Origin of the sequence: Paenibacillus sp. MER 99-2 (genome assembly GCF_023714095.1) — a bacterium.
Taxonomy (GTDB): Bacteria; Bacillota; Bacilli; order Paenibacillales; family Paenibacillaceae; genus Paenibacillus.
On record NZ_JAMAUZ010000004.1, the window covers coordinates 239,723 to 263,641 of the forward strand.

A 23,919-nucleotide genomic window follows, 5' to 3' on the forward strand; every position below is an offset into this window, starting at 1 on the left:
TTCTCCAGCTTATATCGTTCTCTTCAAACCAATGCCAAATAGAAAGGAAGCAATCTTATGACACAATCCATTACATTTACCAATCCTATTCTGGAACAGCGTGCCGATCCGTGGGTGTATCGCCATACGGATGGTTACTATTATTTTTCCGCTTCTGTGCCTGCATTCGACCGGATCGAAATCCGTCGTGCGCGCACAATTGAGGAGCTCAAGGATGCGGAGCCGGTGACGGCATGGCACAAACGCGACACTGGGCCGATGAGCGCCAATATCTGGGCACCTGAGATTCATTTTATCGACGGAAAGTGGTATATCTATTTTGCCGCAGCACATACCAGTGAGACGAATGAAGGTTTGTTTGATCACCGGATGTACGTACTGGAAAATGAATCTGCGAACCCACTGGAGGGTGAGTGGGTGGAGAAAGGGCAGACGTTGACGCGCTGGGAGAGCTTTGCTTTGGACGCTACGACGTTTGAGCATCGGGGCATCCGCTATCTCGTCTGGGCACAGAAAGACCCGGATATTCCAGGTAACTCTAACCTGTATATTTCCGAGATGGAAAATCCGTGGACACTGCGCGGAGAACAGGTCATGATCTCCACACCTGAATATGATTGGGAGATCATCGGTTTCAAAGTCAATGAAGGTGCAGCTGTTTTGCACCGGAATGGACGCATTTTCATTGGTTATTCAGCCAGCGCGACAGATTATAACTATTGCATGGGATTACTCACAGCGGATGAGAATGCCAATCTGCTCGATCCAGCAAGCTGGGTGAAGTCACCTGAACCGGTATTCCAGACATGTGAAGCGAACGGCCAGTATGGCCCAGGCCACAACAGCTTTACCGTAACGCCAGATGGGCAGACGGATATCCTCATTTATCATGCTCGTAACTACAAAGAGATTGAGGGGGATCCGCTCTATGATCCTAATCGTCATGCTCGTGCTCAAGTAATCCGCTGGAGAGAGGACGGTACACCTGATTTTGGTGTTCCTGTTCCAGATGGTAAAGCTGTAGCTGGAGTGGAACAATAATTTGATAGTTGATAAAATGTAAACAATAGAAGTAGCCCTTGGTCAGTATAATATCTGATTAAGGGCTTCTTTTGTTATTGTAAAAAGGTTTGAACTAACATAAGGCATGAATTGAATCCGTTCTTGCACCTTTCACGTATACAACCTATAAATGAAGTTGATATATAGATAGACTACAGATTTTTAGTTCATGTATATCATGCTGGGAGGACAATATATGGAATCACGCGAGACGTTGGATCAGGAGTTAGAGCAGATATATAAATGGGAGAAAGAGCAGAAGGACTTGTTCATTTGGGACAAAATCGGTCGTCTGCCATTTGCTATGTTAGACAAAGTTATGCCTAAGGCATTGAAAGATAAGATTGGAAACTCGCTTAATGAAGTAGGACAGTATGTACAGCATGGTGGTAAATTTCTCGTTCAGAAGAAGAAGGTGGCGAAGCTGCTGCAGGAGGAAGCTCAGCGGTCAGGTCATTCGATGTTAGGTCATACGGATCGTCTTGAACGGGAAGCTGAGGAAGAGGACACAGCGAAAATTCACAGTGTGGAGAACCTGCCTCTTGAAGTGTTGGATCGCGTAGCGGATAACATTGCTGAGAGTCGTACCAAGTTTGCGGCAGCACAAGGAGCGGCAACAGGCATTGGTGGCATCGTGACGATTGCAGCGGATATTCCAATGGTGATGGGGCTTTCTTTGAAAGTATTGCAGGAGATGGCGTTATGTTATGGTTATGATCCAGATGAGCCACAGGAGCGTATTTTCATCGTGAAGTGTCTGCAATTTACATCGGCGGATATCGTAGGTAAGAAGGCAATCATCGATGAACTGACGGATTACGAGAATCCTGATAAACAGGTTGAGGTCATGTCGCAAATGCAAGGGTGGCGGGAGGTATTTGAATCCTATCGTGAATCCTTTGGATGGAAAAAGCTATTTCAACTCATTCCGATTGCCGGCATGATCTTTGGTTCGGTGAGCAATAAAAACACGATTCGAGATGTAGCCGAGACGGGCAAAATGCTCTACAAAAAACGGCTAATTCTTCAACGATTAAAATGAGATTTTAATAAGGTCTGCCTGAAAGAGAGGAACAAACATGTTAGACAAACAAGGTTTCTACCACTTATTAGATAGTAATAATATAGAATACGAAAGTATTGAACACCCAGCAGTATATACGATGGAGGAAATATTCTCTTATCAAATTCCACATACAGAGCATATCGTGAAAAATCTATTTCTACGTGATGACAAAAAACGAAACTATTATCTGGTGACTATAGCCGGAACGAAGTCCGTTGATTTGAGAAGTTTAAGCGAAACGATCCCTAGTCGCAAACTAAGCTTTGCTAGTGAGAAGGATTTGTTGGAACTCCTCAGACTGGAAAAAGGACATGTGAATCCGATGGGAGTTCTCAATAATGTTCAGCAAAACGTAACCGTAGTCTTTGACAAGGATCTAGTCGGTCAAAAAATCGGAATTCATCCCATGGAAAATACAGCGACTGTATTCCTTGAATTTGAAGATGTTAAGGCATTGATTACAGCTCATGGCAGTAGCATCGTCATGTGTGACATTGAATAAAACGTGTGAAGTATGAGGTATGAAGGAAGTTAAGTACACGGTATCCTGTCCCGCGAAAAGGGTGGTTAGGTGGTCAGGTTGCCACCAATCAACCAACCAACTCAAACAAAAAAATGTAAGAAAAGGGTTCCTACCGCTCTGTATGTACAGATTGGCAGGAACCCTTTGCTAATGGTATTACTAACTAACTAGTTACCTATCTATCTATGAATTCTAACGAATCCAATAGACGCTAATTGGCGATATTTTACTCAATAGTATTTCTAACGAATCTCAGAAGCTTCATTTTCCATATTTAGCCTCGTTATGAAGGATTATCTACTCGATATTTGGAAATAACGATGCTCAGGTTCGTTAGATCGGGAAATCAGCGGTAATTGTGAATATAAGAGTTGTCAGGTTCGTTAGAACACGGACAGACGGATTTAGAGACGATTAATGTGGTTGACCATTGTCGAACGTAATGTCGAACGTAATCTAGTAACGATCAAACCCGCTAAGTAAGGTCGAGCGCAGTTCAGAACCACAGCGAACCACAAAGAACCGCTCAGAGCCGTCCAGATCCGACAGATCCGTACAGAACCATAGAGATCCAAAGAGAACGTCCAGAGCCGTCCAGATCGAATGCTCTAGTACGGCTCAGGTACTGTTACCAAGTTCAAGTGAGTTCCAGAACGCTCAGACTCTTTCATTTGAGTTTAAGTAAGCACTGGTACGTCCAGGCATCGTCACACAGTCCAAGCACGTACCAGCCCGCGCTTGCTCATCTATCTTTCTTTACTCTTCGCTACCGTTCTCATCTGACCAACGCTTCAGCAATTGATCTGAAGGAAGCAGGAAGGTCAATATTCCGAGCAGTGGCAAGAAGCTACACACCTGCATAACTGGTGATACGCCGAATACATCAATCCAGTTGCCCAGTACGAGTGCACCTAGACCGCCCATACCGAAGGCTAGACCTGTGATCAGACCCGAGACGGTACCGATTTTGCCCGGGATCAGCATTTGTGCGTACACGACAGTAACCGAGAAACTCGATAACATGATGAACCCGATGATGGTTAGCAGTACGCCTGTCCAGAACAGATTAGCGTACGGCAGTAACAGCGTTAATGGAGCAGCACACGCCATAGATAGGAAAATAAGATTGCGTTTGCCGAATCGGTCGGCAAGTGGTCCTCCGAAGAAGGTACCCAGTGCTCCTGCTGCTAGGAATAGGAAAATGTAAATTTGTGCGTCAGGTGTAGAAAGGTTAAAACTTTCTATAAGATTAAAAGTATAGAAACTGCCAATCGCTGCGATATATAGGGAGCGGACAAAAACGAGCAAGATCAGAATCGTAATCGCTGCAGCGATTTTCTTACGTAATGCCCGGTTAGGAACTCGGCGTGCTGCTGCTTGTTTTCGCAAGTAACTGCCTGATTTCAGCATCCGTCCATACCAACGTGCAATGTAGATCTGTACGGCAATACCTGCTGCTGCAATACCTGTAAATCCAATAGCACCGAAGAGACCAAACGGAATGAAGATCCAACGCGTTAGCAGTGGAGCCAAAGATTGTCCTGCATTGCCTCCAACTTGAAAGATCGATTGTGCCAAACCACGACGTGCGCCAGCGGCCATATGAGATACTCTAGAGCCTTCGGGATGGAAGGCGGCGGAGCCGAGCCCGACAAAAATAACAGAAATGAGAACGGCCATATAGTTATCAGCAAAGGCCAACAGGAGCATCCCTGTAAACGTGAAGCCCATACCGATCGGTAGAATGGAAGGGGTTGGCTTCTTATCGGCAAACCATCCAACGACAGGCTGCATGATGGAGGCCGTGAAATTAATAGCGAAGGAAATCCAGCCAATCTGCGTGTAGGTGAGATGCATCGAATCCTTCAGAATCGGGAAGATTGCCGGAATAACCGACTGAATGGAATCGTTGAACAGATGCACCAGACTGATGGCAATTAATATCCGGTATACGGTGCGTTGAGCATCCAATCCGGAGGGTGCCTGAGATCGAGCTGTTGCGTCTTTGGGTAAAGAGGTTTGCATGGACATGTTCATGTTCTCCTTTGGTCGCGGTCACGAGGGATCAGCGCCTTTTGATGTGATTTAAGCATATTGTTACATAATAGGATAGATTTAATAGGTGGGCAAGGGGAACAGGGAAATCGTTTAGGCCGTTTCTATCTTTATTCTCGAAAAGGGTGAAGGATTGAAATATGGGGTTGGTAAGAAAAATTAATATCGAATTTTGCAATGCCTTGTGGTGGGGGCAAGATGCTTAACTGTTATTGATTACCTTACCTTCTATAGTGAACGGCTTCATATATAGTAGAAAAGTACCCTTTTGTCATATGTACCTTCCAAAAGCGGATGGCTTCATGTAACGTAAAGTAGTCGAGTGTAACGCGAATCCAACGGCACTATTCCAAAATGCTGGGAGGGATAAGTCGATATGAAGCAGCTGAGCCCCTATGTTCTTGCCAGGCGAAATGTAGTGATGACTATTATCTATATGGCCGTGGCCACTTTTTTTGCGATATATGTGGCACCTAAATCTTTGACTTTTGCGATCGTACTTTTTGTCACTTATCAAATGTTTAATATCTTTATGTTACGGCACTATATTCGGAAGATGAAACATTTGAAGGAAGAATGAGCGATCCGAATGGGGAGTAACTACTTGTGCACGTAGACGTGGCGACTGAACAAGATACTGGATAGACCGAGAAAAGGGGAAATCTTTATAATCAAAAAAACCAAACCATCCTCTACATGTCTCAAAAAGCCAAAAAAGCCGAGCTCCTCCATCATTGAAGGGCTCGGCTTCCGGTGCGTTATCGATTAACGATTATCAATCGTCTCTGGATACATATCATGGTTCATCATACGGTGGTCAGCCATTTGCTCATATTTTGTTCCCGGTTTACCGTAGTTGGTGTACGGGTCAATGGAAATGCCGCCGCGCGGTGTGAATTTACCCCACACTTCAATGTAACGTGGATCCATCAGCTTGATCAGATCGTTCATGATGATGTTCACACAATCTTCGTGGAAATCTCCATGATTGCGGAAGCTGAACAGATACAGCTTGAGGGATTTGCTCTCGACCATTTTGATATCAGGAATGTAGCTGATATAGATTGTCGCAAAATCCGGTTGACCCGTGATGGGACACAGGCTAGTGAACTCCGGGCAGTTGAATTTAACAAAATAATCGCGGTACGGATGCTTGTTATCGAAGTTTTCCAGAATTCCCGGATCGTATTCAAAGGTATATTTTACGTTCTGGTTACCCAGTAACGTGATATCTTGCATTTCATCAGGTTGTCTCATTGGTTTATAACGCTCCTTATTTCATTATATATCTCAGACGCCGCGCTTGTTCCCCCATACCAATGTATGAAGCTGAGGAAGCACACGGACGTTATTTAGATCGTCAGCTGCACTGACTTGGTCGATCAGCCACTCATAACGAGTGAGCAGAGAAGCCGCAAGATCAGGCGTATCCATTGATGTCACATTCGGATTACCTGTCTGCAAAAATAAATCGGTTCCCGGATAACGTGCATGCACACGCCGGGCATAGTTCAGGTCTGTCTCGTCGAAGATGACGATTTTCAGACTATGACTTCGCTCTGGTGAACCTGCGGCGAGCCTTGCGATCACATCATCCAGCACGTTCCAATCCGTATCCATGCCAGAGCTTGGCGGCTTAGGCGAGACGGTGACTTCGTCGATGTCTGCCAGCCATGGCTGCCAGCGAGAACCTTGTGTCTCTACAGCTGTACGGATGTGATGCTCACGCAATAGCTTAACTAAGCCATCCAGCGAAGCGAGCAGGGCAGGATTACCACCAGAGATGGTGACATGGGAGAAGCGTGATCCGCCAACGCGGCGCAATTCCTCCCATACCTGCTCAGGTGCCATCTTCTGAATCTGGTCTTTGCCGCTGCCGTCCCAGGTAAAAGCAGAGTCACACCAGGAGCAACGGTAATCGCAGCCGGCAGTGCGGACAAACATCGTTTTCTGCCCGATGACCATACCTTCCCCCTGAACGGTAGGGCCGAATATTTCCATTACAGGAATGCGCGTAGCTTGACTGGAGCTGCTACTCATCGATCATCCACTCCCGTCTCGCTTCGGCATAGCTGGTAGGTGTCTCATAAAGTCTTACGAACTCCGTACGTCCGCCTTCAGTGAGTGCCGCATATGGCTCCGTCTGAAGCGCGTGTTCCATCTGTTCGAACAGCCATACGACCATATTTTCCGCCGTTGTGTTCATTAGGGGCAGTGTTTCATTGAGGTACTGGTGATCCAGATAACCTTCGATTTGTGTTTTCCATATATCTTTAATATGTCCAAAATCAACCGTCAGCCCGGTTTCACCCGGATAACCGCTGATGCCGAAAATAACTTTATACGTATGACCGTGCAGGTTTTTGCACTTGCCTTCATAACAATGCAGATGATGTGCCGCGTCAAAAGTAAACTCCTTACTGACCAGTACACGTTTGCGATGATATCTTAGCTGTGTAGGCAGGATGTCCTCGTCAATCCGCTGCAACCGCTCAACAATACGGAATGTTCCGGGCTCTCTCATCGCACATCCGCTCCCGTGTGTCCTGTTGCTGTACGTTGCTGCAAGTACTGATCCAATCCAGCTTTGCGCAATTTACAAGCAGGGCATTCTCCGCAGCCATCTCCAATGACACCGTTATAACAAGTAAGTGTACGCTCGCGTACATATTCAAAGGCACCGAGATCATCTGCCATCTTCCAAGTTTGGGCTTTGTCCAGCCACATCAAGGGCGTATGAATCACGAACGGATAATCCATCGACAGGTTAAGAGTGACATTCATTGATTTAACAAATGAGTCTCGGCAATCTGGATATCCACTAAAGTCGGTTTCACATACACCTGTGACGAGATGACGTGCGCCTTTTTGTTTGGCAAGAATAGCAGCGAAGCTAAGGAACAGCAGGTTACGTCCATCCACAAAAGTACTAGGCAGCTCGCCTTCATTATGTGTAATTTCCACATCATCACGAGTTAACGCGTTAGGGGCAAGCTGATTGAGCAGGCTCATATCGAGCACGGTCTGTTGCACACCGAGATCTTTAGCAATAGCTGAGGCACATTCAATCTCGAGCTTATGGCGCTGTCCGTAATCAAACGTAACCACCTCAACCTCAGCAAATTGCTGTTTGGCCCAGAATAAACAAGTTGTACTGTCCTGACCGCCGCTGAAAACAACGACTGCTTTTTCTTCGTTCAACATAAAAAAACCTCTCCATCTTCTTAAGATCACGCCATGCACTTAGGCATAGGGTGTCGGAAGAACAGAGAAGTCCATGAACTAACATCCATCAAAAAACACACCTTCTTGCAAATCGCTTCAAAAAAGCGGATTTCCAATCCAGTGTCCTTAGTTTTTTACGTACATACTTGTTTGTGTCATCAACACAAAAGCATTGAACTGCTGTACAACAAGTGCATAACACGGTGTCCACATGTTCAATCATGTACGCAAGACTGTACTGACCCATTGGATCAAGTCTTGTAGAGGGAGTTCGCGAACCTCTCCCATGCCTAGTGGCATGGATTTTCTTCTTCAAATGTCTGATCTATTATAACACGAAACCGCTTGGTGGCTACCTCACTGCAATAAAGTGGTTACACTTTCCAATTCGATGACAGAATAAACGTCTGATCGCGGTTATCCCCAGATTTTTTCGTTGGTGAAATGCATTATTTAATTAGAACGTTCCCGAAAGGGATCACTTCTTTTAGGATTCGCTTGAACAGACCTTCATCGTTCACATCCCGTTCCAATCTACTATTCTCACGTCCTGCTTGAAATAGAACTGAGCCGTGTCCGGTCATCTTCCAATGATAGTTCATATGCTGGCTCGCCAGATGGTTCCCGTATACGGTCAGTTCCAAGTGTGCATTCTCGGGATAAGCGATAATACTGCCTGCGTCGACATAGAGCGGAGCGGTAGGATGCAGCTCTTGTTGGCATACTTGGCCTTGAGTTAACAATCCAATCTTGCCTTTTCCTGAGAACTTCATTTTGACCGCATCTTGGGTGATAAGCATATTTTTAATTTTCTGAATTTTGGTATGCATGGTGACGCCATCGGAGTAAAAAAAGAGATGTCGGAAGTCGTACAGCAGATCACTCTCTACATCCAGTTCGACCTCTTTCATCGTAAAACCGGGAGGGAGCGCAGCGACAAACTGGCAGGGACCAGAGATTTCCGATTTAATTAGCTTCTTCTTGCGGACAATGCCTGAAATGTTCATAAATTTATCATTACGGCTATGGCTGGAGCCGCGGAATGCAACGATTTGCTGTGGATGCAGAATATGAAGCCGGTCGTCCTGAACAAGCGAGAATGTAACGACTTGTCCAGCGCCACCAGCTTCAACGGTATTGAGGTGTATGTGCATGCGGCTGCTCCTGTTCTCGTTTTAGATTCGGCCTGAGCGACGACGCATTCCCAAACGCATGAGACGAATCAAGATAAAGTAACCCAGTATAAGAGCAACGATTGTAATAATCATCGTCTGTATTCGTTTGGCGGTAGCATTTTTGGCGTTTTGATCGTCCTGCAATTGGCTGACCATTTCGGTCAGTTTTTGGTTTTGCGCGATTAACTGATCATTCTGGGCCTTGAAGGCTTCGACGTTGGCCTGGGCTTGTCCCAACTGTGCTGATGTTTCATTAAGCTTGTTTAAGGTTTCTTGATAACTTTGCTGTAGGGCATTCACTTCCCCTGGAAGTTCGGCTACCCGTTCCCATCCGCTGTATATATCTGAAAATATATTGGCACTTGCTGCATGTACTGTAGAAGTTAACGAGGCAGTAAATAAAATGCATGTGGTGAGTAACACCCGAATTAGAGCATGATGAATCGATTTTGGCATTCATAACACCTTCTTTCGATGTTGTAGGTTCAATTGACGAATCATTGAAATTAAATGAAAACATGGCTATTACATTATACGACAAAAGTAACGCATTGGGTTCAGGGTATCATCATTTTTTGCAGAAAAATCAATTCGTTTCGTTTACAAAGTGTCAGGGTAATAGAACGATAAGGGAGCACACGGACAGTCTTACTTATCAATATTACCTCAGTTCCGGGTGCTTGCTCTTCACAAAGACGAAAAACTTAATGAAGATAATATATCCGATTTCGGAAGAAGATCGTAAACTAAAGGAGCAGAACAATATGCAATCTACAGAACGAGGAACACCAACCAAAACCATTATGATTACAGTCAATGGCGAGCCAATCGGACGCAAGCTAATTATTGATAGTGTCACGTATGCACCGATTGTAGAAACAGAATGGAATCAGTCGATACCTCAAATTTTAAATAATTCATCTGCAATGTGAGTTAGGTCTTGCCACAAATAATACTTCAAAAAGCATGGTCATTAGCCAGGCTTTTTTGTCGTTTAGTGTCGTAATTAGAGAGATATAGAAGGAATAAATCGTATCTAATTATTTTTGTGTAATTTTTATATGCGAACATACGTTCCGTGACAATATAGTGTCCATTCACCCTGATAACTTAGAAGATAATACATAAAAATCGGGGGGGAGACGACGTAGTGAACTCAGTCTTTGAAGTTTGTTATTCGTGGAACAAAGAAGCCATACCGACGGGAGGAGCTGACCCCGTGTATATGATGATTGAATGGCGCAACGGTTCCCCTGCCAAAAGACTCAGGAAGTTAGCACCTAAAATTGTGTCTAGAGACTTGGAATTATTGCTCAAACCGGAATATGGAATCGAGCTTAAGGGCATTTACGGATGCCGATCCAAAGAAACAGATATCGGTTGGGTGCTACGGCTTGGAGATGTCTATAAAGGCGAGAGTAAACAGATCTTACTCGAATTTGCGATGGGTTCCAGGTTATCAGGCAAAGCTTCTGTATGTTCAGCCTACTGGAGTACGCGCAAACTGAAACAGAGCCAGCGAGTTTTGCTCCGAAGAGAGCAGTTGTACATTCAATATACGAGTCATTTGGGTATGCTGAGGCAACCTGAGGATCCTAAGGTCGAGAAGACCATTAAGCTTAGTGAGACAGTGCCGTTGATTAAACAGGCTCTACGAGCTTATGAAAGAGGGCGTGTACAAGAAGGAAGTAATCTGCTGCGTCGACATGCGGATGCCCTGCTAATTGAAGCAGCCCGCAAACAGGATTTGGATTATTATGAAGAGGCCGAAATAGTGGAGAAACTGCGCTATCATTATGGAATTACGTATGCTAATCCTTACCAGGTTCGCGGAAAAACGATGTTAGGTGAGTAGGGATATAGAACCATTCATAACGTGATGCCAATAACTGTTTCTACATAGATTTTAAAGGTGAAGTCAAGAAATAAGTCGAATTAACTATGAACATGATAATGGATATTGCAAAAAAACAGAAATGGTAAATAAGTTCAAACATGCAATGTCCTTCATCATGAAAAATGGATGGAGTTGTAACAAATTTATTGAAACAACATCGTGGAGGATCCGGCAAAATGACAGACCGACTGATCCGATTAATGCGCATTATCACGCTTGTGCAGGCCAAACCTGGAATTCTGGCTCGTGAGTTAGCTGAGCGGTGTGAGACAACGGAAAGGACGATATACCGCGATATGGAGGCTCTCAGTGCAATGCATATTCCGATTGCGAATATGGGGCACGGCAGAGGGTATATGTTTATCAGCCAGTTTGCGATGTATCCCTTGAACTGGTCAGATGATGAAGCGGCAGCTTTTTTACATTTGGCTGAGGTTATGGAGCATATCCGCCCGTTGTTGAAGCCAGCTTTTGAGAGTGCATATGAGAAGGTCATCGCTTCAAGTCAAAAAAATAAGACGGAGCGGGTGGAATGGTCGGAGCACATTAGTGGGTTGTTTAAAGTTGGGCTACCCGTCTGGCAAAATGAAAATTCTGATATGATGAATAGTACGCTGGTTACCCTTCTTGAAGCTAGTATTTCTCAGAACACGATTGAAGCAGAGTACCTCACCGAGGGGAAAAAGATCGTCATGCAAATTGATCCTTATAGTCTAATTCCTCGAGAGTACAGATTTGATCTGCTCGCATATTGCCATCAATCGGCAAAGCTGAGGAGATTTCAAGTGGGTCGTTTACAGAACATACGGATTTTGCCTCGCACATTCCGCAAAGATGACTTCCTGTTACAGAACTATTTCCGAACCCCAAGGGATGGTAAAGCTACCGAGTGGATTGCGTTTAAAATTCGATTTTTTCCAAATGCCGTGGAGCATGTTATGCAGCAGCAATATATCGTACGTCCTCTGCTGACGAGCGAGCCTGGGGGCACGCTATTATTTGAAGTAATTCTGAGTGATGATCGGGAGTTACTAACATGGTTGACCCAGTATGGTCCCAATGCAGAGATTCTTGAACCCAAGGAATATCGAAACCGAATGAAGGAATGCCTAGAACGTTGGCAGCAAGTTTATAAACAAGCTCCTACCTAATAAGCATTCCTTGCGTTGGTCAGGCGAGTATAAACTATTCTTTGCTCTTAAAGAGATGAGCCAAGTTTCCAAAAGGTGATTCGTGATCATCATCCTCATTACTGGAATAGACCACCTTGGATGTGATGCCTTCATCATCTGCGGCGCAATTCGTCTCAAGATTAAAACTCTCAAATTGATGGATGAATACTTTGGCTGTATTGACTGCATCATCAAGTGCGCGGTGCTGTGTACCATCGAATTCAATTCCGCATAGTTCAAGCGCTTGAGCGAGTCCGAGCTGGCGGAACTTACCTTCTTTGCGCACAGTGCGTGACCATTGCTTCTGTATATCGTTGTGATTCATGATCCAAGCCACATCGAGCTGATGTGTCCGGCAATGGGAGATTAATTTACTGCGGTCATCTGGCCCCCATGAGCACATGTAGTATGGGTCGTTACCCATCCATGCAATGAATTGTCGTATCGCATCTGGAAAGAGTGGAGCCGCATCAATGTCTTTTTGGGTAATACCTGTGAACTGAATTGTATCGGTAGAGAGTACTGATTTGTTAGAAGGACGAACATAAGTATGGAATGTGTCGGAAACCAACAAGCCGTTCTCGCCTTCTATAACCTTTACTGCACCGATATCAATTATTTCGGAAGAGTAGCGAGCATTGCGACTTACGGTAAATTCCAGATCATAAATAATATATGGCATGGGATGAACTCCTTTGTGAAATGTACATGTATAATATAGCGTGACAACGAACTGATTGTTATCTCTCTATATTACAGGGAAGAATCCAACATGTCAGCCACCATGGCACATTTCATAGCAGGAAGAAGAAGGGGCTAGAGAGCACAATACGAAGCGCAATAGACGATTCATTTGAGGGCGCAAGACCCTTTACATTGAAAAATGTGAACTTTATAATGGGTAAAGTTAGGGGAAAGTTCCAAGTTTTTGTTATGAGCATGTTCGAATGGGTAGATCGTTTGAACACAAGAGATCAATGTATAATTTAACATTTCCTGACATGGCCAAGGTCATTGGGAAGTGTTTTTTTTATGACATTAGATTACATATGGGGGTTAGGTTAGGTGGGGAAACGTAAAAAAAGTAGAATAGCTCTAATCGCAGCGGTTGTATTTATCGTTGTATGTAGTGCTGCTTATGGGGCCTTCTATATCTGGAACAAAAACTATAAGTTCAACAATAATTATGTGTGGCAGCCGTTGGAGGCTGTACAATCGACGACCGAGCTAGCTGAATCCTATGATGTTATTGTTGCTGGAACCGACCCGGAAGGCATCACTGCGGCATTGTCGGCTGCTCGAAACGGAATGACTGTATTGCTCACAGAAGCGCGTGACCGTAATATGCTTGGGGGATTAATGACAGAGGGTGGGCTGAATACGCTGGATTTGAATTACTCTCCTGATCAGCCACAATGGTTAAGCAGCTTGCGGCAGGCTGACTTTTTGAACAAAGGTATTTTTCAAGAATGGTTTGATCAGATCGAGGGAAGTTCATTTGATACAAATACCGCTGCGAACGTTTTTTACCAAATGATTCGTTCTGAACCCAACATTGATCTGTTGATGCATGTGAAGCATATGGAACCTGTAACCGAATCTGCTTCGGGTGACCAGAAGACCATCACTGGAATGAACATTACGACGGAGGATGGGACGACTGTACGTATTGCAACGCGTTCGATCATCGATGCGACCCAAGATGCAGATATTGCCGCAGTAGCTGGGGCGCCTTATTCTATAGGCAGGCAGGACATTGGAGACGGCAAGTCTAAGATGGTATCCACCCTTGTCTTCAAGCTAAGTGGTGTTACAGATGAGGTGTGGCAGAAGTTCAGGGACAGAGAAGGAACAGGTGTGGATAAAATGAGTGCCTGGGGTTACGGAGATGCGCGAAACTATGAATCAACCGATCCAGAGCGTGTGAAAATTCGTAGCCTGAACATAGGCAGACAGAATGATGACACCATTTTGATTAACACGATGCAGATCTTTGGAGTCGATCCGTTAGATCCAGCCTCTGTGCAGGAGGGGTTACGGATAGGTAGGGAAGAGGCTCCGCGAATTGTAGACTATTTGCAAAAAAATTACCCTGAGTTCGCCAGTCTTCAGTATGAGGGGACTGCCGATGAACTTTATGTGAGAGAATCACGCCATATCTACGGCGAATATCGATTGACGCTCGCTGACCTCTTGGAAAACCGGGATCATTGGGATGCTATCGCCTATGGCTCTTACGATATTGATATCCAAAGCACAAGTGCCGGGCTTCCAGGTACGATTATGATGAGTCCAATTCAATATGGCGTGCCTTTTCGTGCCTTGGTGCCTTTGAACGTAGATGGTCTGTTGGTTGTTGGACGAGCAGCGAGTTATGACACCATTCCTCACGGAAGCGCAAGAGTTGTGCCGCTAGGAATGGCGACAGGAGAAGCTGCGGGAGCAGCGGTCAAGCTGGCATATCTCCACCAGGAAACGTTTCGCGAGCTATCTGCTTCACAAGAACGGGCAACCGAACTACGTACCATGCTGGAGAAGCAGGGAATGGATTTATCCATGCAACCGTTTGAGCAACCAGACTATATGAAGCATAAGGATTACCGAGGTTTAGTAGCTGCTGCAAGTATGTACATGACCTCTGGTAACTATAATAATGATGGATGGGACTTGGATGTTGCCATGAATCCAGAGCGCTTCCTCAGTAAATTGAAGAGGATGCAGGCAATGTTCCCGAGCAGTTACACTGGGCAAGCTACTGAAGCTATCGCAAACATAACTAATCCAGCTTCCATGCCGCTATCACTCGATCAGGCTGCATACATGATCTGGCTAATGATCGAGCCTGATGGAGCATCCATATCGCTTGAACAAGCTTTAGCTGAATTGCAGCGGGACAATCTGATCAGCGATGCTACGCTAGATGGGATTGCAGACAAAAACCAGCTCACGAATGGAGATGCATACATGCTGCTCCGTGATGTGGTCGAATATCATTCAGGTAAGGTGTTTGAATAAGCTATAAGACACATCTAGTTGACAATTATGGAGTAATGAACTAATGTGATCAAAAATGGTAACAGCGATCAACAAGGACATGATTACGACGGTTGGCTTCAACAGAGAGAGAACCATGGGTGTGAGGTTTTCGTTGCTGCTTCGTAATTCCCGCCTTGCTAGCTGCGGAGGAGAAGGTCAATGACTGCAACTTCCGCCGGATGAGCCCGTTATGCTCTAGAGGATTGCATGACTGCTACTTGCTCTTTAGTGCGAGCGGCGTTGGCTTATTCAGTGCGCTCAAGTTCAAGAGAACATTAGCGGATGATTAAGCTGAATCCATGCAGTTAAATAAGGGTGGTACCACGACACATTCGTCCCTTGACGGATGTGTCTTTTTGCTGTTTATCCAATGATTTTAGTGTACATCAGATGACAAAAAGAAGAGGTGTAGCCAAATGCGACAAAGTGAAATTCTAATCCCTACATTACGGGAAGCACCAGCAGAGGCAGATGCAGCAGGACATCGTTGGTTGCTGCGCTCCGGGATGATCCGTCAATTAGCATCAGGGATCTATAGCTATCTGCCTTTGGGGAGACGTGTTCTGTTAAATGTCGAACGTATCGTCCGCGAAGAGATGGATCGTGCGGGATGTCAGGAAGTATTGTTGCCGATTATGCAGCCTGCCGAGCTCTGGGAAGAGTCTGGAAGATACAACCAATATGGGCCGGAGCTTATGCGCTTGAAGGATCGTCATGCACGTGAGTTTGCGCTTGGGCCAACTCATGAAGAAGTGGTGACTGCACTGGTGCGCGATGAGGTCAACTCCTACCGGAAGCTGCCATTCACGTTATATCAGATCGGAACGAAATTCAGAGATGAACGCAGACCAAGGTTTGGTTTGTTGCGTGGTCGGGAGTTTGTGATGAAGGATGCATACTCCTTCGCTTCTAATTGGGAAGAGTTAGACCAGACGTACCAAGCAATGAACACGGCGTATTCACGCATTCTGGAACGCTGTGGCTTGAATTATATGCGCGTTGAAGCGGATGCAGGAACGATTGGCGGGCAAGGGGCGACGCATGAGTTTATGGCGCTTGCCGATGTGGGTGAGGATACCATTGTCTCCTGTGAGAAGTGTGGGTATGCAGCCAATCTGGAGAAGGCCGGGTACCAAGCTTCCAGTTCGAATTCTTCGAGTGAAAAAGGTACAGCGAGTCTTCCTGATTCCGAATGGAATCCGGATATTCAGCCTGATGCTAACTCAGATGCAACGTGGACTCGAATAGAAACACCGGGCATTCGTACGATAGATGAATTAAGCTCTTTCTTGAACGTTGGAGCGGAAGTTATCATCAAAACATTGGTGTATCAGGCGGATGGCAAATTAGTTGCGGTACTTGTTCGTGGAGATCATGAAGTTAACGATATTGCATTGAAGCAAGTATTAGGTGTGGAAGAGCTGAACTTGGCTGATGAAGCTGCGCTCGCAGGTCATTCTGAATTGACCGTAGGTTTCCTGGGCCCTATCGGATTGAGCATCCCCCTGATCGTGGATCGGGATGTAGCTGAGATGGTAGCAGCGATTACGGGAGGCAATGAGGCAGATATCCATCTTTCAGGAGTGCGTCCGGGTAGAGATTTCCCTGTAAGCCGTGTCGAATCTGTTCGTTTTGCAACAGAAGGTGATGGTTGTCCTTCATGCGGAGAGTCACTTTTGTTTACGAAGGGGATCGAAGTGGGGCATATTTTCAAATTAGGAACGAAGTACAGTGATGCCATGGGCGCGTCCTTCCTTGATCGTAATGGGCGTCAATGCGCACCTGTCATGGGATGTTACGGTATCGGTGTATCACGTTTAATGGCAGCGGTAGCTGAACGATATGCAGGTGAGGATGGTATACAGTGGCCTGCGTCTCTTGCTCCTTACGATGTACATCTCATCACGCTGAGCTGGAAAGATGAACAACAGCAGAAGTTGACGCTTGAGCTGGAGCAGCAGCTCATTGAGGCGGGATACAGCGTATTATTGGATGATCGAGATGAACGGCCTGGCGTCAAATTCAAGGATGCAGAGCTGATTGGATTGCCTGTGCAGATCGTCATTGGAAGAGGGGCGGCAGAGGGACAGGTTGAATTGGGATCACATGTGTTTACGATAGCTGGGGATTCTAAACGAACCAGTATGGCTGTGCAAGAGGCTATAAAACTTGTGAAGGAACATCTGTAATTTGGAGCCGATGTGCTGAGTAGATATAGGTCCAGTTATTATGCGATAAGGTTAAAATCAGTTATGATGACATCCATAAGCCGGAAAAAGAGGGCTAGAGTCATAGAAAATAATTTCAAATTTTGCATATCGTCATCCTTAACCACTATATTGTTGTATGTTGTATTCTGTATACAACAGGTTTACATTTAAGGGAGCGAATTGCGTAGCCTTTTCTAGGAATGATTGTGCAAATACGCAACATTCAAATGCTAAAATGGACGATTCAAAATACATTGAAGCCTATCATAATGGTAATTTTAGGGATATCGGCTATAGTTCGCTGCAGTAAATGAAGAAGGAGCTTTTTGTCCAGAGCAGTACGGAAGATGTGTTTTTCGCGCGGAGTCTGGAAAATGAAGCAGGTAGAACCGCAGCAAGGCTGTTAAAGTAAGAAGGTCAGCGTGGTAAGTTCTAGTGAAGCCTTTAAATGGCCGATACGCTTCGTATACTAATTCAGGAGTCTAGCAAAATAATAACGAAGAAAGGGTGTTCCATCAGCCGTTAGCGGCTCTGAGGAACACCCTTTCTTCGTTAAAACTATCGTTCAATTCACTAGTTTAGGCTGCACTCACATGCAACGCTAATCTTCCGCACACGCTCTTGCTTTGGAATGAAGCTTAAGAAGCCGTTGGCAGTTTCAGTGATTGACCTGGATAAATCCAGTGTGGATTTTTGATTTTGTTGAGCTTTTGCAATGCCTGCCATGTTGTACCGTATTGCTTGGAGATGGAGTACAGGGTATCTCCTGATTTAACAACATGCACTTTAGCTGGTGCTGGCTTGCTTGGTGTAGGTTTGGAAGGTGTTTCTGGTTTCGGTGTTTCTGGTTTTGGCGTTTCTGGCTTCGGTGTAACCGGAGCTGGTGTTTCTGTTACTGGAGCTTCTGGTTCAGCTGCAGGCAACGCAGCTTCTTTAATACGACCGTCTGTTTTGATATCTACAGCACCGAGTTGTTGCATGTATTCAATCAATGCTTCATCCAGTGCACCGTACATGCCAGTTGTTGGATATTTCGCGAACATCGTGTATTCGTCTCCACCAACAGCTGTGAAGTCATTCGTAGCCAGTGTATACGTAGCTTCTGGATCCAGCGCTTGATCTCCAACCTTCACGGAATGCACGCGGCTTCCTTTGTCTTGGGAAGGATCAATGCTGAATGTGATTCCGGATACTTGCGGGAAACCACCACTTGGTTCAGGGTAGGAGCCTACGCCATTTTCAAGAGCAGCTACAACATCGGAACCTTTCACATCAATTGTTACGACCTGGTTACCAAAAGGAAGAACGGTAATAACGTCACCTTTAGTTACTACTCCTGCTTCAATGGAAGCACGAATGCCGCCACCGTTCGTCAGCGCAATATCTGCACCACTTACGTTACGAATAGCGTCTGCAAGCAGGTCGCCAAGGTTTGTTTCTCCTGCACGAACCTGTTCGCGCTTACCGTCCAGCAGAACAGCTGTGTTAGCTACTCCTTCTTTCAGGATGGGTTCTTGTTCTTTCTGAATAGAGTTCACCAAAGTGGCTACTTTCTCATTGGGTTTAATATCTTTTGCTTCTGTTTCATCAATCAATGTAGCTTGTTTTTTCGTTACTTTACCAGCATCTACCCACAGGTCAATAACCCCTACGAAATTCGTGTATTCTCCAGCACTAGCGATCAGTGTTCCGTTATCGGAAACCAGACCATCTTGCAGCACAGTGTGGCTATGACCATCAATGAATACATCAATGCCAGGCACTTCTTTAACGACTTTGAAGCTAGTATCTGTACTGGATGCATCTTGTCCAAGGTGTCCCAATACAACAACAACATCTACTTTGCTGCGGATTTCATTCACAAGCAGTTTAGCTTCCGCAGTTGGATCTGTAATATCAAGGCCTTCTACGTTTTTCGGATTCGTTTTGTACATTGTTTCCGGTGTAGTCAGAGCGATGATACCGATTTTTACGCCATCTACTTCTTTGATCAGGTAAGGTTCAAAAAGACGAGTACCGTCTTTCTTCTTCACGTTAGCGCTAAGCATTGGGAAATTCATCATGTCCGCAAGCTCAACGAGGCGATCAGAGCCATAATTGAATTCGTGGTTACCAGGTACGATGGCTTGGTAGCCCATTTCGTTCATGACTTTGACGATGCTCTCACCGTTAACCAGTGTGGCAAACGTAGTGCCGTGTACAGCATCTCCAGCATCAAGCAGGAGAGTATTCGGGTTTTCGCTACGGTATTTGTCCGCAATTCCAGCTACTTTAGCAAAACCCATCGCAGGTGAGGATTCAACTGCGCGTGCATGTGTATCATTCGTATGTAGAATGGTAATGTGCTTGCCTGTGCCCGGTGTGGTATCCGCAGCCGCAGCCATGCCTACACTGCCAAACAGCAAACAGACCGTTAGCAGAAGTGAAACGTAATTCTTCCAGATTTTCATATGAATCCGAAACCTCCCAAAATAGTAATCTACTTGAGCGTGTATAGCTCATTTGCTATTTTAGCAGACTACGATTAGGAAATCTCGCGATTTACGTAAAAATAGGTAACCTACAAGTGACATCATATTGTATAGATACAAAAAAGAAAATAAATTTTAACAATAAAGGAACGTATGTTCTTAGTTGGAGTAAAAAAAATGCTGCACTTCACGAGGCAGTCCTGTACGTAAGCAATATTTTTCAAGTGATTCATCGGGCTCTGGAGTTACCCCTGAGGTTAAGAGCTGAATGGCAAAACGATTTGCCTGTCTTTCCAGCTTGCCAGGTGCAAAATAGGAGTGCTCCTCTAAAAAGAAACGGTTGATGCCTTTATGCAATCGGTCATGCCCCAGTTCGTGAGCACATACAAAACGCTGCCATTCTGGAGCCAGGTCATTGTGGATCACAATAAATCTGCGTCGCAGCTTACGAAAATACAAACCTTTGGTGGACTTTCCGAGATTGGTGAATCGGATGTGTATCCCAAGGGCTCTCGCAATGCTGAAAGGGCAGTTTGTCCGGTGCTTCCGAATCAGCTTTGTTACAATCTCATCCATATCATCTCACCCGCTGCTTCAATTTGGTTCTCCCTATAATGCTTCATTGATTCTCATCTGGATCGGTTGTTTTCTTGCGTTTGTTCATCTGTTTAGCTTCCCAGAATAGCCCTGTAAGAACGTCCTTAATACGCTTCTTGTCCTCGTCATCCAGCGGTATGCCATCAAACATGAGATCATCCTCATCCTCCAGCATTTTCTTAAAGTCTCGTCGATCCTTATAGGTTGCCCATTCAGGTGTGACCAGAGTATCTGTTGCTGTATTCATTTCTTCCATGTATCCAGCCTGCTTCATCATCTCTGCATAAGGAACGGAGAGGGCGTCTGCCAATTTGCGAATGGTTGCTGGTTTGGGAACACCGCGCACCCCATTCTCGATGCGTGAAATCTGTGAGTTACTAATTCCTGCGGAATCTGCTAGCTGATTGATACTATAGCCTTGCAACTCTCGCAGTTGTTTGAGGTAAGATCCAAAAGCATGCTCCACAATTCATGCCACTCCTTCAATTAGTATATCGTATTCAACATCAATATAAGTTCAACTAATGAATATTTACACTTGCCACTCCGATGACAGAATAACCTTCCGATCGCTGTTATCCCCAGATTTTTTTGATTCCCTTCTTTAAAGGGAAAATCCGGCGATAAAGGCGAGCGCTTCGCTTCTTCACGTTATTTCTGTCTTCTCCGTTCTCGTGTAAAAAGTTTAGTTGAACTTATAAAATTCGTAGAAGACGACTTGGATGGAACTCGTTCATTATCTGTACTATATCGTATATATACCATTAGGTAAAGATATTTGAAACAATTATGCCAAAAGGTAAAGAGAATGAGAGAGTGAGTTTTATTATTCGCACAAAATGACCCAAAATGAAGGTTTACTCCAATCTCCAGAAAGTGGTATCCTCGAATAGAAATACGAACACTATACGAACAAAACATTAAGTAGTGAGAGCTGATGGGGTTGAAATATATTATAGATTTTCGCGTTCATAGCTCTCGAAAGTGATTCCAAAAGGCAACAAGTAATTCGGAAATAATTGTAATGGACGGCTATTGTATCATCGGAATGCTAGACAGTAAAAGTTTTTTATTTGAACCTATACTATATATAACAAACATGAATATAAGGAGGAGAATGATGATGGAATTATTGTTACCCGAATTGGATCGCCGAAAAACACAGACTGCGGTTGAGGCAGCTCTGGAGAAGTACCGTATCTACAAAACCATTGCGTTTGAAGAACGAGAAGTGATGGTGACGGCGAGCTATGCCGAACGCTTCCATGGTGCAACGAACGTAACTGGAGATTCTACGGCTCGAACAGCGATCTATAATGTGGATATTCAGAGAGCACGCCAAGCCTATTGTGATACGATTGATTTTATTGTCTCTCGCTTAAGCGAGAAAGAGCGACTGCTTGTGTGTGAACGATATTTGAAAGATGAAGATGTGTTCGATTATAAAGTGTATAACCACGTATTCGACCCTCCTGTGAGCAAGGATACGTATACGAAGATTCGAACGCGTGCCTTCTATAAGCTGGCACTTGCTCTATCCGATCGGGGCTTGATCAATGTAGAGCCGTTATCTGCAACACGCAAGGAGCGTAAGAAGCTGGGGTAAGCGCCGCGAATCTTCATCCTTTAATATCCATGCTTGATTGGATACAATAATGAACAATACAAGGTTTAGTTAAAGTGTGTGTTCAAAAGGATCAGTCGGGCTTTTTGGACAACCTCTTAAAAGGAGAGAAACTGCATGTCTGAAGAAGTTAGGATGCAGGAAATGTACACCCTGAAGACGATTGCGGAGACGCTGAATACCTCGAATGATCTGAGCACGATGCTGGATACCGTTATAGGTAAGTTATTAAGTCTTACGGGACTGACAACAGGATGGTTATTTCTGATTGGTGAACGAGCAGAATATTCGTTTATTGCAGATTATAATTTGCCTCCTGCACTACAGCGTGAAGAGAAGCAACCAATGCGATGTGGCACGTGTTGGTGTCTGAATCGCTTCTGGGATGGACGACTAGACAATGCCGTGAATGTTCTTAACTGCAAACGACTTGAGCATGCGCGTGAATATCAATGGGGAGATACCTATGATATCACTCATCATGCAACGGTACCTCTGCGATCTGGTGAGAAGATGTTAGGACTGCTCAATGTAGCTGCCCCGAACAAGGAGCACTTTAGTGAAAGTGAACTGGCACTATTACAGGCGGTAGCTTATCAGATCGGCAGTGCGATTGAGCGGATGCGGTTATATCGTGCAGAGCAGAGGCGAGCAGATCTATTTGCGAAGCTAGGCGGATTCAGCAGTGCGTTAGGACTCGCGGTGAATGAATGTGAGCATGCGGATTCGCTGGCCGAGACAACGGTTAGTCTATTAGGGCAACATTATGATTGGCCATTTGCGGCAATATTGAAACTCAGAGAGGATCGTTTGGTTGTACAGGCTGCACATGTTGTGGGAGCCTTGCAGCAACGATCATTATATGAAGATTTTTCTTCGGATGGGCTGAACGGTCTGCATCGTGCTATTGAACTTCATCGCGTTACGAAATTATCCGCCTCAGAGGTTCAAGAGATAGCTACAAGCAGTGCACGGTCGTTAACTGTACCTGTTCTATCTTCAGGTCTCGCCGTCCCCATTCTGAATATTATTCCGGGAGAGGCAGGCGTATTGGTCGTTGGTTATGCTGAGTCTAGCATTCTCCCTCAGGCGGATCATGAAGTACTTGAGGCGATTGCTGAACATATCACGGCGTCGTGGGAAAGCTTGAAGCTTGCTGAACAACGGCGGGAGTTGGCTCGATTGGAAGAACGGAATCGCTTGGCTCGCGATCTGCATGATTCGGTCAACCAGATTCTATTTTCCTTGTCCCTGACGGCGAAGGGAGCTGAGAGCATGATGTTGGGCTCGGCACAGCTTGAGCCTGTTAGAGAGGCAATGAAGGACGTTCGTTCTCTCTCACAGGAAGCGCTGAAAGAAATGCGAGCGCTGATTATGCAGCTGCGACCGGCCGGCTTAGAAAAGGGGCTTATGAATGCATTACAGGAATATGGTGATGGACAAGGACTGCAGGTCGTTGTCCATCGTTCTGGTATGGGAAGTCTGCCCCGAAGTGTTGAAGACGGGCTATGGCGAATCGGACAAGAAGCCCTTAATAATGTACGTAAGCATGCGGGTGTGAACGCGGCCGAGATCATCCTACATTTGAGTGATCGTGAGGTAACATTAAGCGTAACCGATCGTGGGAAAGGTGGAGCCAAACGGCGCGGAGTTTTGTCTACTCGTTCTCTCGGATTATCGATTATGAAGGAGCGTGCTCAGGCGTTGGGAGGTCGATTGGATCTTGTGAGCTCTGCTCGCAAAGGAACAACGGTAACGGTGATCGTCCCGCTTCTGTCCGAAACGGTAGAGAATTAAGGAGGAGAA

Annotated in this window: 21 protein-coding genes; 10 read left to right on the top strand and 11 right to left on the bottom strand. The window is 45.2% G+C overall.

Features of this window, described 5'->3' with window-relative positions:
- Window positions 1-57 precede the first annotated feature (57 nt).
- From M3636_RS19540 to M3636_RS19550, 3 genes are all read left to right on the top strand, one after another.
- Entirely contained in the window at window positions 58-1,041 is a 984-nt protein-coding gene (locus tag M3636_RS19540) for a glycoside hydrolase family 43 protein (protein ID WP_128100635.1), read from the top strand.
- 217 nt (window positions 1,042-1,258) lie between these two features.
- Window positions 1,259-2,104, top strand: coding sequence for an EcsC family protein (locus tag M3636_RS19545; protein WP_145407330.1), 846 nt, complete (start codon window positions 1,259-1,261; stop codon window positions 2,102-2,104).
- Window positions 2,105-2,141: 37 nt separating this feature from the next.
- Window positions 2,142-2,630 (top strand): prolyl-tRNA synthetase associated domain-containing protein, encoded by a 489-nt coding sequence (locus tag M3636_RS19550; protein ID WP_251383693.1) that lies wholly within the window; start codon window positions 2,142-2,144, stop codon window positions 2,628-2,630.
- 777 nt (window positions 2,631-3,407) lie between these two features.
- Here M3636_RS19550 and M3636_RS19555 read toward each other — a convergent pair.
- The 7 genes from M3636_RS19555 to M3636_RS19585 all read right to left on the bottom strand — a co-directional run bounded on the left by M3636_RS19555 (window position 3,408) and on the right by M3636_RS19585 (window position 9,562).
- Complete coding sequence (locus M3636_RS19555; RefSeq protein WP_483311532.1) at window positions 3,408-4,676, bottom strand: MFS transporter; 1,269 nt, start codon at window positions 4,674-4,676, stop codon at window positions 3,408-3,410.
- A 795-nt stretch (window positions 4,677-5,471) separates the two neighbouring features.
- Complete coding sequence (gene queF, locus M3636_RS19560) at window positions 5,472-5,963, bottom strand: preQ(1) synthase (RefSeq protein WP_128100638.1); 492 nt, start codon at window positions 5,961-5,963, stop codon at window positions 5,472-5,474.
- A gap of 33 nt (window positions 5,964-5,996) precedes the next feature.
- A complete protein-coding gene (gene queE, locus M3636_RS19565) occupies window positions 5,997-6,746 on the bottom strand; it encodes a 7-carboxy-7-deazaguanine synthase QueE (protein WP_251383695.1) in 750 nt (249 codons plus the stop codon).
- The gene (queD, locus tag M3636_RS19570; RefSeq protein WP_128100640.1) at window positions 6,739-7,230 is read right to left on the bottom strand and encodes a 6-carboxytetrahydropterin synthase QueD; all 492 of its coding nucleotides are present in this window, start codon (window positions 7,228-7,230) and stop codon (window positions 6,739-6,741) included. Before queD ends, queE begins: the two co-directional genes overlap by 8 nt.
- Entirely contained in the window at window positions 7,227-7,907 is a 681-nt protein-coding gene (gene queC / locus M3636_RS19575) for a 7-cyano-7-deazaguanine synthase QueC (RefSeq protein WP_251383766.1), read from the bottom strand. The genes queD and queC overlap by 4 nt, the downstream gene beginning before the upstream one ends.
- Window positions 7,908-8,380: 473 nt before the next feature.
- Entirely contained in the window at window positions 8,381-9,085 is a 705-nt protein-coding gene (locus M3636_RS19580) for an AIM24 family protein (protein ID WP_128100641.1), read from the bottom strand.
- A gap of 21 nt (window positions 9,086-9,106) precedes the next feature.
- Entirely contained in the window at window positions 9,107-9,562 is a 456-nt protein-coding gene (locus M3636_RS19585; protein WP_128100642.1) for a hypothetical protein, read from the bottom strand.
- Window positions 9,563-9,870: 308 nt separating this feature from the next.
- Between M3636_RS19585 and M3636_RS19590 the strand changes: the two genes are divergently transcribed.
- The 3 genes from M3636_RS19590 (at window position 9,871) to M3636_RS19600 (ending at window position 12,154) form a co-directional block, all read left to right on the top strand.
- Complete coding sequence (locus tag M3636_RS19590) at window positions 9,871-10,038, top strand: hypothetical protein (RefSeq protein WP_251383696.1); 168 nt, start codon at window positions 9,871-9,873, stop codon at window positions 10,036-10,038.
- A 218-nt stretch (window positions 10,039-10,256) separates the two neighbouring features.
- Window positions 10,257-10,961, top strand: coding sequence for a hypothetical protein (locus M3636_RS19595; RefSeq protein WP_128100643.1), 705 nt, complete (start codon window positions 10,257-10,259; stop codon window positions 10,959-10,961).
- A gap of 218 nt (window positions 10,962-11,179) precedes the next feature.
- Entirely contained in the window at window positions 11,180-12,154 is a 975-nt protein-coding gene (locus tag M3636_RS19600) for a helix-turn-helix transcriptional regulator (protein WP_128100644.1), read from the top strand.
- A gap of 34 nt (window positions 12,155-12,188) precedes the next feature.
- Here the strand turns inward: M3636_RS19600 and M3636_RS19605 are convergent, their stop codons facing one another.
- Window positions 12,189-12,857: a 3'-5' exonuclease gene (locus M3636_RS19605; protein ID WP_251383697.1), complete on the bottom strand. Its 669-nt coding sequence runs from the start codon at window positions 12,855-12,857 to the stop codon at window positions 12,189-12,191.
- Between the two features lie 383 nt (window positions 12,858-13,240).
- Here M3636_RS19605 and M3636_RS19610 point away from each other — a divergent pair, with 383 nt between their 5' ends.
- Window positions 13,241-15,190 carry an FAD-dependent oxidoreductase gene (locus tag M3636_RS19610; protein ID WP_251383698.1) on the top strand — a complete coding sequence of 650 codons (1,950 nt, stop codon included), beginning with the start codon at window positions 13,241-13,243 and terminating at the stop codon, window positions 15,188-15,190.
- Between the two features lie 437 nt (window positions 15,191-15,627).
- The gene (locus M3636_RS19615; protein ID WP_251383699.1) at window positions 15,628-17,400 is read left to right on the top strand and encodes a proline--tRNA ligase; all 1,773 of its coding nucleotides are present in this window, start codon (window positions 15,628-15,630) and stop codon (window positions 17,398-17,400) included.
- 659 nt (window positions 17,401-18,059) lie between these two features.
- Here M3636_RS19615 and M3636_RS19620 read toward each other — a convergent pair.
- From M3636_RS19620 to M3636_RS19630, 3 genes are all read right to left on the bottom strand, one after another.
- Window positions 18,060-19,871, bottom strand: coding sequence for a 5'-nucleotidase C-terminal domain-containing protein (locus tag M3636_RS19620; protein ID WP_251383700.1), 1,812 nt, complete (start codon window positions 19,869-19,871; stop codon window positions 18,060-18,062).
- 180 nt (window positions 19,872-20,051) lie between these two features.
- Window positions 20,052-20,468 carry an ImmA/IrrE family metallo-endopeptidase gene (locus M3636_RS19625; protein ID WP_145407339.1) on the bottom strand — a complete coding sequence of 139 codons (417 nt, stop codon included), beginning with the start codon at window positions 20,466-20,468 and terminating at the stop codon, window positions 20,052-20,054.
- A gap of 43 nt (window positions 20,469-20,511) precedes the next feature.
- Window positions 20,512-20,958 carry a helix-turn-helix domain-containing protein gene (locus M3636_RS19630; protein ID WP_145407340.1) on the bottom strand — a complete coding sequence of 149 codons (447 nt, stop codon included), beginning with the start codon at window positions 20,956-20,958 and terminating at the stop codon, window positions 20,512-20,514.
- Between the two features lie 654 nt (window positions 20,959-21,612).
- Between M3636_RS19630 and M3636_RS19635 the strand changes: the two genes are divergently transcribed.
- Together M3636_RS19635 and M3636_RS19640 are read left to right on the top strand one after the other, a co-directional pair.
- Window positions 21,613-22,095 (top strand): ArpU family phage packaging/lysis transcriptional regulator, encoded by a 483-nt coding sequence (locus M3636_RS19635; RefSeq protein ID WP_128104339.1) that lies wholly within the window; start codon window positions 21,613-21,615, stop codon window positions 22,093-22,095.
- Between the two features lie 135 nt (window positions 22,096-22,230).
- On the top strand, window positions 22,231-23,910 hold the full coding sequence (locus M3636_RS19640) for a GAF domain-containing sensor histidine kinase (protein ID WP_251383701.1): 1,680 nt from the start codon (window positions 22,231-22,233) through the stop codon (window positions 23,908-23,910).
- Window positions 23,911-23,919 lie beyond the last annotated feature (9 nt).